Here is a 12255-nt window from a genome sequence, read left to right as displayed (position 1 = left end):
GGGGCAGGGGCAGGGGCAGGGGCAGGGGCAGGGGCAGGGGCAGGGGCAGGGGCAGGGGCAGGGGCAGGGGCAGGGGCAGGGGCGGCCCCAACCAAGACATAAAGCCTTTCGGAATAGCCCAAAGACACGCACCTCCGGCGCACCCAAAACGCCCCGTCAAAGAACAAGGGTACCGTACCCTACCTTATGGTACCACGCCAAAGCTGGAACCGGCGCATATTCCGGGAACGGTCCAGAGGGGAGGGGGACCCCCCATCGCGAAACACGCCGCGTAGACCCAGAAACGAAAAAGCGGGCCCAAAAGCCCGCTTGATCAAAAGCTAACGATAGGAGCCCGCTTAGACGGGCACGAGGTCCCATTCGACAATGATATCGCCATTGCCATCCATCGTGACCATCAAATCTACGGCATCCAGGTTTCCGCGCAGTCGGGTTGAGCCAGTCAAACCTGAAGCGGTCACCACCACACCCAACGGATTATCGGTCAATGTGATATCGGCGATCCCAACGGCATCAGCACCCAGCTCGCTATTGTCAAAGACAACGCGGTCAGCGGTGGAGAAGTCAAAAACATCATCCGCCCCAAAATTGTCCCCGGCGATGACAAAGGAATCTGAACCACCATTGCCAAGCAGACGGTCATTACCGCCGTCCCCGATAATGACGTCATCGCCATTACCACCATTGATCGTGTCATTGACCGAGCTGCCTTCCAGCGTGTCATTGCCACCATAACCGTTCAGACGCACGCTTTCGGATCCGCTGGCCGAGGCATAATCCCCACCGCTGCCACCAAAGAAGCGTTCGCCATTCACGGCACTCATATCAATGGTCAAAGTCCCGCTCGCCCGGATAATATCAAGTCCGCCGCCAGCATCGACAAGACCGGAATCGATATCGGCTTGATCAACTTGAAGGTCGTCAGCTCCTAGTCCACCAAGCAGCGTATCGGCACCACCGCCGCCAAGCAACGTGTCATTCCCGGCGTTCCCGAAGAGGAAGTTATCAACGTTATTGCCTACAATTTTGTCATTGTAGTTGGTGCCAACCATACCTTCGAAACCGCTAGCGACGTCACCGTCGAAATCACCGCCTTCGATGCGACCCACCACCATGTTCATCAAAACACCGGTTGTTCCGGTCGCGACCAGCATATCAAAGCCGTCGCCCCCGGTCATGGTATCCGCACCAGCGCCGCCAAGAATGGTATCGTCTCCGGCACCACCAGAGAGAACGTCATCGCCGCTATTGCCGGACATCCGGTCAGCGCCAGCACTTCCCTCAAGGGTGTCATTGCCGCCATTGCCCGCCATCGCAACGCCCGTCGTACCGGAGCCGCCAGACACGCTGTCATCGCCGTGACCACCCAAGAAGCGCTCGCCTGCGACGTCGGTCAAATCCAAGCCTGTGATGGCACCGGATCCCCGAATGATGTCATAATCGGCACCGCCATTTACATAGCCAGTATCCAAATCGTCTTGATCAATGGTCAGGTCATCATCACCTGCACCGCCGTCCAGACTGTCGGCACCGGCACCGCCGTTCAGCGTGTCGTTACCGTCGCCGCCAAGCAATGTATCGTCGCCAGCATACCCATTGAACTTGTCATTCCCGCCCTCAAGCGTGTCTGAAACACTGTCATTGCCGCCATTGGCATTGAAGATTACGCTGCCGCCTATGGATGCTGTGTCAAAGACATCGTCGTTTGACGTGCCAAAAAGTCTCGTCACTGTGGAAATAATGCTCATAACAAATGCCGCTCCCGAAAATTCCTGAGCCGACGCCCATCACATCTGCGATGATTTGCACTCAAATCGTCGCATGACATGGACATATGATTCGGCCGTCCTGTTATTCAAATATTAATCCTGTCTTAACGGAGGGGTATCTCATATTCAACAAATACGTATAATTTGAGCGATTTTCAGGGCCTTAAATGACGCGTTTCAACCAAATGTCGAAACCATCGACCATCCGCGCAACCATTGAGGGAATAAACCGCAAAATACTACACTAATTAGAGGGCTTCCCCATTCCTCTTGCTATGACAGTCGGCACCCTAGTCTTCCCTTTAATGCCATTGCATTTGAATGGCTCTCCTCCCCTTCCCAAGCGAAAAAGAGCGAAGACTTTACCTCCATCACCAGACATGCAATTCTTTTGCCGTTCTTACCTGTTATTCAACGACTTGAGTTATTCAATTCCCGATGCCATCGCGGCCTTTTCCATCGGTCATGCACATCACGCCGTGCGGGCGTGAAATTGCACCCTCTCTGGCCCGGATTTACGGTCGCAGCACGGCACTTGACCCAAGAGAGCGGCACCACACTGTGAGCCGGGCTCAGAATGATCGACATGAAACAACCAGTCATGCCGCAAGGACCCCTATGACACAGAAATGGCACCTTGCTCAGCTCAAACCAAACGGCCTTAACCGCGCGACGGTCAATCTCGCCCGCCAAGGGTTCGAGTTTTTTGCGCCGATGCAAAAGCAAGGGCCAAATCAAAGAAAACAGCCCCTTTTTCCCGGCTACGTCTTTGTGCGGTTTGATCCGGCTGACACGCAGTGGCGGGCCATCAACAACACTCTGGGCGTTGCCCGTCTTGTGTGTTTGCAGTCAAACCGCCCCAATCACATTCCCGCGGCGGTCATGCAGGCCCTGCAGGCGCGCTGCGATGTGGACGGCGTGTTGCTCCCCCCCAAGGATCTGACTCCCGGAGATCGGGTGCGGATCACCGAAGGCCCTTTTGCCGGCTGGGTCACCGAAGTGGCGCAAATGCGCGGCACAGATCGGGTTATGGTGCTGCTCTCTCTGATCGGAGAGGAAAACCGGGCCGAGATGCCCACCTCACAGCTCCATAAAATGAACTAGGGGCAGGGCGCCAAAGCTGCTCAGGCCGATGTGATGGCATCAGAAATCTGCACCTACGTCCCAGCTAGCCGGTTTCCAAAAGTCGATGCACCAGCAAAGTTTCCGCGTGAGGCATCTTGGGGCTTTCCAGCAGGCCGGCGTGCATACAGCGCATCGTTTCTTCTGCCTCTTCGCGAAACCCGGCATTGAAACAAGAAACATCGCCCGCCCGGTCGCGCCCAAAGAGCCGCCTCAATCTATCCTCTAGTTTTTCCCTCACAGAGCGCTGCTGCAGCCGCTCAAAGCTCGTCAATTGCAAGGACGTCGCATTGATGAACGGGTCGCCAATCACAAGGTTGCCACCGCGCCCCCGAATGCGCACCTCATTTCCCAAAGTCGCCCATTCGCTAAAGAGCAGGGAGACAACAAGCGAGGGGTATTCCAAAACCAAGGCCACGCTGTCTTCGGCCCCGGTTTCCGTCCGGACGACATGCAGCGAAGACGAGAGAGGGGCACCAAACAGAAAGACCGCCAATGATGCGCCATAACAGCCAAATGCCAACCGGGCACCGCGCCCCTCTGAGGCCTGTCCCAACACATCCGCGTTCTTGGCGTATCCCAACTCCGCATGTAGGGTGCGGACATCGCCTATGGCACCCTCTTCCAATAGCCTTTTTGCCTTTTGGATAAGCGGGTTAAATCGCATCCACATGGCTTCCATCACAAATAGGCCGCGCGCCTTTGCCAGCGCAAAAATCTCGGCCGCCTCTGCGGCATTGCTACAAAATGGTTTCTCACACAGCACCGCCTTGTCAGCCATCAGCGCCATCCGGCACAGCTCTGCGTGGGACCCCGTCGGCGTTGCGATATAGACAAGATCAATCTCAGGATCCGCACATAACGCGGCATAGCTCTCATAGGCTTTGGCATCGATGCCATCCCCGAACTGCTGCACAAACTCCGCCGCGTTTGCAGCAGTACGGGAGGCAACCCCCGCCAACCGGGCAGAGGGTAAAGTGATCAATTCGTCGGCAAACTGCCGCGCAATCTTGCCCGTGCCCAAAATCCCCCAAGAGAGGGCGCGCGCAGGAGTGGGGACATCATCAGACAGGATCACAGGCGCTTCATGGGGCATATCAGATTACTCTTGGATCAAGGGCAGGGGGTCAAATGGCTCAAAGGACGTCGTCAGGCGTTTCTCCCCGTCAAAGCGATCCGGGTACTGCAGTCGCTCCACTTGCTCAAACACATGCAGACCAAAATCAAAGCCAAGCCGATGCGGGCGATTTTCCTGGATGGCCCGGACCATATCCAGTGGACCCAGCATAAAATCGACCCGCTTGTGATGCGAGACAGATGTCGTGCTGACGGGCAGGGCAAAGGGCAGCTTTTCATAAAGAAGGAATTCTTTCACTGGCCAAGGCAACCAAGACGTAAGCCATGGTGCCCGCGCCCGCAGCCGCCCGATCCGGTTCTCGATCCTCTGCACGGTGCGAGACGGTTTATAACGGCGCAAATAGACGGGTTCATGGTCGTTGCGTAGGTAATTGACAAACAAATACCCTTCATCGCCGACAATCATCAGAGATTTATCCCGCGGCGCAACAAGCCCACAGGTGACGCGGGCGACAACACCATCATCATATTCGATACACCCGACACTGAAATCCGGGGCCATGCTATCGACCTCGATCCCCTTGTCGGGAACCTGGCAGGACGAGAAGGCCGTCATCGTGCGAGCCGGACCAAAAAACGCATTCAGCCATGTCAGGAAATACCCGGCGTGCTCATAGGTACAGCCGACCTCGAATTCATCTTTGGCAGGCCAAGGCACGTCGAGGTCATTCAGCCATGTCCAAGGCTGCATCACCGGAGCAATCATTCCGTCATCGTAATTGGCATAGACCAAACGCACCTTGCCGATCACCCCATCTTGCAGGGCGCGCCAAATGGTTTGCGCCGTATTGCCAAGCACACCGCACGGGGCGCACCCGATGCGCAATCCACGGGCTTGTGCCATCTCCATCAGGTCCCGCGACGACGCGGTCTCCATTGAGATCGGCTTTTCCGTATACACATGTTTTCCGGCTTCAAGGCAGGCACGCGTGACATCGTAATGGTCGCGTGGATTGGTCAGGTTAAGAACCAGCCCAATTGTTTCATCCGACAACAAATCCTCTAAAGACGCCGCCCCAACACACCCATAGCGATCACAAAATCGCTTTAGCCTGTCTGGGTTTACGTCGAAGGCCTGGCCCAAGGCCAGATCCTGATGAACTGCTGCGGTTTTCGCATACATGCTTGCAACATAACCGCACCCTACGATCCCAACTTTCAAATCGACCTCCGAAATACCATGCTTAAAATATTGCTAATACAAACCTGATTTCGACCTATAGGAAGTGCCCCCCGCCGTCCATCGTCCCGATACCGCACCGCCGGACCTAACCCTACCCGCCAGACCTTGTTCAGCATGCCGATCTCGAAATTGATCCAAGCCAGAAACGTTAATTTTTTGCCGTTTATTTGAAAGGTCGATACGATTGCGCTCAACCTCAGGCGGCATTCAGACGGTTAACATCTCCATAAACGAAAGTTCGCCCATTTTCTTCCTGAAGTTTCCCCATTGGATGAGAAAAATAGTTGTACAGACGTTTCAAAATATTAAAGAAGTGTTAAAGTAGGGTCCGAGAATCCACCAACATCGTTGGGCGCGTGGGAAGTGCTCTTGGGTTTTCAGCTTGTTTTTAGAATAGATTTTGTTTCGCCTAACAGGCAGTGGCACCGTGCATTTGAAATAGGGGGTTTTATAAAATGATAGAAATATCTCATATTCAACATCCTATTACAGGCTTCGTCCTACTGCCTTCTGCAGGCAACAAAGTTCAAAACCAATTTGAAACAATCCGCCTTCTTTCCAATGACGACGTCATTGGAACCCACCCCACAGAAAACGGATCTTCAATCAATCTTACAGAGCCGCGAGCGCCGTATCATGCGCGCTCCATCTCTGAATGCGCATACTGACCTGTCGGAGACACCGCAATGGCCATCGAAGCTACTATTTCAGGACTTACCACTACCTATCCGGATCTCGCCACGGCACAGTCTGCCGTTTCTGGCGCGGGAAACCCTGCGGGGTCGGTCATTATTGATACCGCCACCACGACTTATTATGTCTATGATGGCATGTCGATCCAAGACGCGATTGACGCCTCCATCCTATTGGGCGCTCCAAGCTCTGCAATCAATGTGGGGGCGGGCACCTTCCGTGAACAGCTCACGATCGACTTTGCCTCCAACCTGACAATCACCGGGGCCGGTGACAGCACAATCATCGAGATGCCTGATGCACCGATGACCTCTGTTCCAATGTCTGATGGGCGGGACACAGCGGCTGTTGTTCATGTGAATTTCAGCGACAACGTTGTGATCGAAGACGTTCTGGTTGAAGGCCGGGATTTGGGCGCAGATGTCCCATTGGCAGACAGCGACTTCGCTGGCATCGCCATCGACAGCTCAACAGCAACTGTTGATGATGTAACCATCACCGGCATGCAAGACAGCCCTGCTGGCGGTTACAACCGTGGCACAGGTGTCGTCGTTGCAAATATCGACTTCTTCCCACATGTTGTCACGCTCACCAACAACACGATCGAAGACTTCCAGCGCACCGGTATTCGCGTCGAAGGTGACTTCAGCGGATTGCTGAGTGTCGTGATTGATGGCAACACCATCACCGGCGCTGGCTATCTTGATGGTGGCGACACCATCGCACAAAACGGCATTCAGGTGAACAACGACGCCGCTGCCACGATCACCAACAACATCATCGAAGAAATTGGTGGTAACCGCGCGGATGTTCAGTCCACAGGCATCCTGATCGACTTTGCTTCGGATGCGGCCGTTACCATTGATGGCAACACCTTTACCGGGCCAACCATCGGCGGCGCCGGTATCACCGCAGCAGCCAGCAGCGTCATTCCGGTTTATATCTTCGATACCAGCAGTGTTACGGTCACAAACAACTCCTTCACCAATTTGGTGTTTGGCCCCGAGTTTGACGTGTTCAGCGAGAACCCGATCCACTCTGGCAACACCTTCACAACACCATTCGCCTCTGTCACCCTATCGGACGGAGAAGATCTGTACCGTACAGACCTGACGGTTGCGGGCTACGCCAACGAGGCCGCGCTCAACCTGACTGGCACAGATGGGCCAGACGTTCTCTTTGGGGCCGGGTATGACACCAATGGCGTTGATCTGGACGACAGCATCCAAGGCGGCGCTGGTAACGACTTCATCTTTGGCGACCTTGGCGATGACACGCTTTTTGGCGGTGATGACGATGACATCATCTCTGGTGACGATGGCGACGATTCCATTCAAGGGAACGACGGTGACGACAGCATCGACGGCGGCGTTGGGGCGGATACGCTTACGGGTGGGTCCGGAAGCGACGTCATCTATGGCTACCACAACGCTGACCACATTGACGGCGGGGCCGATAATGACACCCTCGCAGGAGATGGCGGAAACGACTGGATCGAGGGTGACCAAGGTGATGACTCGATCAGCGGCGGATCGGACAACGACACCATTCTTGGCGGCGACGGAAATGACTTCATCTCCGGTGATGCTGGCAATGACTCTCTGCTCGGCAATGATGGCAATGACACCATTGAAGGCGGCGATGGCAATGATGATATCGAAGGTCGCTTGGGTGACGATTCCATCCTAGGTGGAGAAGGCAACGACCAGATATTTGGCAGCATCCGTGACGGCGTCTTGGTCGGCAACGACACCATTGATGGCGGCGCTGGCGCAGACACCCTGTATGGCTCTGACGGCGCTGACAGCCTGATTGGCGGCACCGGGAATGACAAGCTAGTGGGCGGTAACGACGGCACAACAGCTTCGATTGACACGCTCGAAGGTGGAGATGGCAATGACTTGCTGATCTCTGGACAGCTGGTCACACCCGATGCCGGAACTCAGGCCAATGGCGACCGGATGCTTGGCGGGGCCGACAACGACACCATCCAAGGTGGTCGGGCGAATGACTATATCGAAGGCGGTGCCGACGATGACAGCATCATCGGACTTGATGGCGATGACACCATCTATACCGGTATGGCAACCGTAGAGACCTTTGGTGACGATCTAGGGAATGACTATGTCGACGCCGGCGAAGGCAATGACAGCGTTATCGGGTCGAATGGCCGTGATACAATCGATGGCGGCAATGGGAATGACACCTTGACCGGTGGCGATGATGGCGCAACCGCCGACACCGACCTGATCAATGGTGGCGAAGGCCATGATGTCATCACCTCTGGTCAGGTGCTGGCACCATCGCCATCACCGGCGGTCGACTATCAGGCACGCGGTGATCAGCTAAACGGCGATGGTGGGAATGACACCATTGACGGCGGTTTGGCCAATGACACCATCACCGGCGGTCGCAACAATGACGTCATCACCGGCGACGGTGGCGATGACATGATCTATACCGGTCTCTCGGGGAGCTTTGCCCTTGGTGCCGATTTCGGTGACGACACCGCGTATGGTGGCGACGGCGATGATACCATTTATGGATCAAACGGCCGCGATGTTCTCTATGGCGACGACGACAATGACATGCTGAACGGTGGTGACGATTACACCTCGGCAGACCAAGACTCCCTTTATGGTGGGGCTGGTAATGACACGCTGATGTCAGGTCAGGTCGAAGTGCCAACAGTCGGAACACAAACCCGCGGCGACCTGCTCTCCGGGGGCACGGGCGATGACAGCTTGGTTGGCGGCTTGGCGGACGACACGCTTGACGGTGGTGATGGCATAGATGTCATGACCGGCGATCTTGGCGCCGACACGTTTGTGTTTGCGGCAAGCGGTGCGGCCAACGCAGATACGGTGACCGACTTTGAGCAAGGGATCGATGATATCGACCTGACAGCCTTTGGGCCAGCAGCCGTGGTCGCCTTTGCCCAGAATGGCGTTGATGTCGACATGACAGTAGATGGCAATCTCGTTGCCACCTTCTTGACCAGCACCGACACTGATTTTGACAGCTCGGATTACTTCCTCGTCTGATCTAAAATCTCCAAACCTAAAAGGCCCGTCTTTGGCGGGCCTTTTTTGTAGCTACCCATCATCTAGTGTTGGAAACACCTTCATGCCGAGCCTTTCACTGCTAGTTCCTGTCTATAATGGGGCGCAATTCTGCGAAGCTTTCTTTGCCAACTTAGAACAGCTTGAACAGCCATTTGACGAAGTCTTGTTTGTCAATGACGGCAGCACAGATGAAACCGACCAAATCCTGAGACAGCACGGCGCAACCGTCATCCAGCTCGAAAAGAACGGCGGATTGTCAAATGCCCGCAATGTCTTGATGGGCGCTCATCAAGGCGACTTTTTCAAGTTTCAAGACATCGACGACCCAATGCCCTTGGACATCGTCCCAAATATCAAGGCCGCACTTTCGGAAAATCCCCCTCCGCGTACGATCTTTTTCGGAGATTTCGACACCTACCACTTTGCCGCGCCCCCGGTGCGATCACAGGTTAGCACAGAGACCCTAGAACAGGATCCCATGTGCTATTTCATCGACAATTTCGTACAGCTAAATGCCGTGGTTTATCCCGCGGAAATCGCGGAAATCCCCTTTCAGACGGATCTCTCTTTGTACGAAGACAAGGCGCATATCATCGCCGCCGCCGCATCAGGTTACCGCTTTGCGCATACTCCAAATCTTTGGGGTATCTGGAAAATCAGGGCGAATTCCACCATGACAGGCCGCAGTTGGAATGACGCCGACACAAATCTTGCCCGCATGATCGAAACGATGCCAGCCCCGCAGACACAAGCCCAGGCCCAAGCTCTGGTGCACTATGCTGTCTATAAAGCGTGGCTAGCCTGCTGGAACATGGGCCGCCCGCAAAACCCAGAGGCCATCGAAAAAGCCTTAGTCGACAAAATCTCGGGCCACTTTCCCAGGCTTCACCTGACCCAAGAACGTTGGGTGTTTCAAGCCCTCTGCAATACGCTGGGGCTTGGCACAGCTCTCCGGGCCAAATTGGCCTGGGCTAAGCTGCGCCCCCAAACCGCCAAGCACCAGATTCAGTCAAGGTAATAGTCGCGATACCGCCCGCGGTGATATCCATAGCCTTCGTATGAGTATTTGGTGGCTTTTTCCTCATCAATCATGGTCAAAACCGTCCCGGCGATAGGCGCATCAATAGAGCGCAATTCCTTGACGCCTTCTTTCACAACACCGTGGGGCGTGCTGTCCCACTTGATCATGTAAACCACCGTATCCACCACTTTGGACACAATCCGGGCATCACTCACCACAAGGGCAGGGGGGGTATCCAAGATCACCAAATCATATTTTGAGCGTAGATCATCCAGCAAATCCTTGAACTTTTGCGAGGACAACACGTCCGCCGGGTTCAATGTGATTGCAGCCTCCTGAGGGCGCGCCATGAGCACGTGCAACCCGGATCTAGGTTCGACGCTCATGACATCATCAAGTTCGGCCGTGCCGTTCATCAAAGACAAAATCCCGGGTTTATCGGCATCAATCTTCAAAATCTTAGCCATAGAGGGGAGGCGAAAATCGCAGTCCACAAGAATGGTCGATCGCCCCATCTGTTGGCTGGTCAATGCCAGAAGGACCGATGTCGTAGATTTCCCTTCCGACGGGATCGATGACGTGACCATGACCGTTTGTGGAGGCTTGTCGATATTGGTCAACAACACCGACGTTCGGAAATTTCGGACGGCTTCGGCCAACGATGAGGTTGGCTTCTCCAAGAACATTTCGATCACATCCTTGCGGGCCAGTTTGTGACCTGCGGCCGGCAATCCCCCAAGTACGGGCAAGCCCAGGATCTCTTCCACCTGCGCCGGTGAGCGGAACGTGTTATTCAATTTGTTGATCAGTATCACAGCCCCGACCCCCAAGATGAGGCCCATGATCGCGCCGGTTGTCAGCACGCGCTTGCGGCTCTGCGCCAGAGCACTGCGGGGAACTTCGGCCGGGGTAATCACCCGTGCATCCGCACTGGTCAAACTTTCTTGCTGGGCTGTTTCTTGCAGACGCCCAAGGAAGTTTTCATAAAGCAACTTGGACGCCTGCGCCTGTCGCTCCATCTGCTGCAATTGAATTTCAGCGGTACTTTGTAGGAGCGCTTTTTGCTCCAAGTCACGCACATTATTGATCAATGCAAGTGCTTCTGTTTGGGCAGCATCGCGCTCAACCCGCACGGCCTCAACAAGCTTTTGTGCTTCATCCAGCATCTTGCGGCGCACATCAAGCAGCTGTGCGTTCAACCGCTGCATAGACGGGTGATCTTCGCCAACCGAGGCCCCCAACGCGGCGATACGCGACATCAGCTCGCTTTCATCCTGGCGAAACCCGCTGATGATTGCAGAGGCCCGAAATTCAGGAATTGTACCGATATCCGCACGCCCTTCCAGTGCCGAAACCAACCGGTTATATTGGGCGGATTGGCTAAACTCGCGCGATTGTGCGTCACTCAGCGCAGCATTCAGTTCGGCCAAACGCACACGGGTGATTTCGAGGGATTGTCCCGCATCCTTGGCAATCTGGGCGCGCACAGACAGTATCTCATTTTCGGTGGTCTCAACCTTGTCTTGCAGCTCTTGCACCCTCGTGCTGAGCCAATCCGTTGCTGACCGCGTCGCCTCAAGCTTACCCTCTAACTGCTCCACAATATATTGGTCAGCCATCGCATTGGCGACCTTGGCCGCCAGCTGTGGGTTGCTCGAAACAAAGCCGATTTCAATAATTGTCGAATTGCGGATGGGCACCAGTTGCAGCCCATTGCGCACACGAACAATAATATTCAACCTCTGACGCCGGGCGATTGTTTCAGGGTCTGGCGGCGGCGGGGCAGGGGAGATGAGCCCCATGCTGCTTGCCAGTTCATTGACCTCGGGCGGCAGCGTTATCCACGGCAAATACGTCTGTCGGAAAGACGGCTCAGGGGGACGCAAACTCGGATTGAAAACTGGATTTTTCTCAAGCTCCAAATCGTCAATCACCCGCTCAATCAAAGCGGTAGACTGCAAGACCTCAAGTTCATTGCGCAACCGCTCCCGAGAGACGCGGCCCGTAGAGATCACTTCTTCAATATCGGTGATGTTGCGGCGCTCAAGGTCGAAAATCACCTTGGCTGCTGCACGATAGGACGGAACCTGCTGGCTCACCCGGAAAAATGCCAAAGTCAAAGACAACAGCACACAAATGGCAATAATCCATTTTCCCCGCCACAGCGTCGCCGCCACCACGCGAATATTAATGCCGCCCTCGTCTTCAGTATCTTGATCTGCACGTGAATGGGGCACACTGCCAAAAGGAGCCTGTTGCATCTGT

At 55.0% G+C, this 12255-nt stretch carries 7 protein-coding genes; 3 read left to right on the top strand and 4 right to left on the bottom strand.

Annotated features, from left to right (window positions below):
• Positions 1 to 338: 338 nt before the first annotated feature.
• Complete coding sequence (locus tag Q1A43_RS21655; protein WP_299938857.1) at positions 339 to 1748, bottom strand: calcium-binding protein; 1410 nt, start codon at positions 1746 to 1748, stop codon at positions 339 to 341.
• Positions 1749 to 2387: 639 nt separating this feature from the next.
• On the opposite strand from Q1A43_RS21655, the gene Q1A43_RS21650 reads away from it, so the two are divergent.
• Positions 2388 to 2873 (top strand): transcription termination/antitermination NusG family protein, encoded by a 486-nt coding sequence (locus tag Q1A43_RS21650; RefSeq protein WP_299938855.1) that lies wholly within the window; start codon positions 2388 to 2390, stop codon positions 2871 to 2873.
• 64 nt (positions 2874 to 2937) lie between these two features.
• On the opposite strand, the gene Q1A43_RS21645 is transcribed toward Q1A43_RS21650, so the two are convergent.
• Both Q1A43_RS21645 and Q1A43_RS21640 read right to left on the bottom strand, forming a co-directional pair.
• The gene (locus Q1A43_RS21645; protein WP_299938854.1) at positions 2938 to 3987 is read right to left on the bottom strand and encodes a Gfo/Idh/MocA family oxidoreductase; all 1050 of its coding nucleotides are present in this window, start codon (positions 3985 to 3987) and stop codon (positions 2938 to 2940) included.
• A gap of 6 nt (positions 3988 to 3993) precedes the next feature.
• Complete coding sequence (locus Q1A43_RS21640) at positions 3994 to 5190, bottom strand: Gfo/Idh/MocA family oxidoreductase (RefSeq protein WP_299938853.1); 1197 nt, start codon at positions 5188 to 5190, stop codon at positions 3994 to 3996.
• A 707-nt stretch (positions 5191 to 5897) separates the two neighbouring features.
• Between Q1A43_RS21640 and Q1A43_RS21635 the strand changes: the two genes are divergently transcribed.
• On the top strand, positions 5898 to 8948 hold the full coding sequence (locus tag Q1A43_RS21635; protein WP_299938851.1) for a hypothetical protein: 3051 nt from the start codon (positions 5898 to 5900) through the stop codon (positions 8946 to 8948).
• Between the two features lie 82 nt (positions 8949 to 9030).
• On the top strand, positions 9031 to 9987 hold the full coding sequence (locus Q1A43_RS21630; protein WP_299938843.1) for a glycosyltransferase family A protein: 957 nt from the start codon (positions 9031 to 9033) through the stop codon (positions 9985 to 9987).
• Here the strand turns inward: Q1A43_RS21630 and Q1A43_RS21625 are convergent.
• Positions 9975 to 12251, bottom strand: coding sequence for a polysaccharide biosynthesis tyrosine autokinase (locus tag Q1A43_RS21625; protein ID WP_299938841.1), 2277 nt, complete (start codon positions 12249 to 12251; stop codon positions 9975 to 9977). The genes Q1A43_RS21630 and Q1A43_RS21625 overlap by 13 nt on opposite strands.
• Positions 12252 to 12255 lie beyond the last annotated feature (4 nt).

Origin of the sequence: uncultured Pelagimonas sp., from assembly GCF_947498515.1 — a bacterium.
In the GTDB taxonomy this organism is placed as follows: Bacteria; Pseudomonadota; Alphaproteobacteria; order Rhodobacterales; family Rhodobacteraceae; genus Pelagimonas.
Note: the sequence above shows the minus strand (reverse complement) of the source record. Positions and strands in the feature narration are given on the sequence as shown.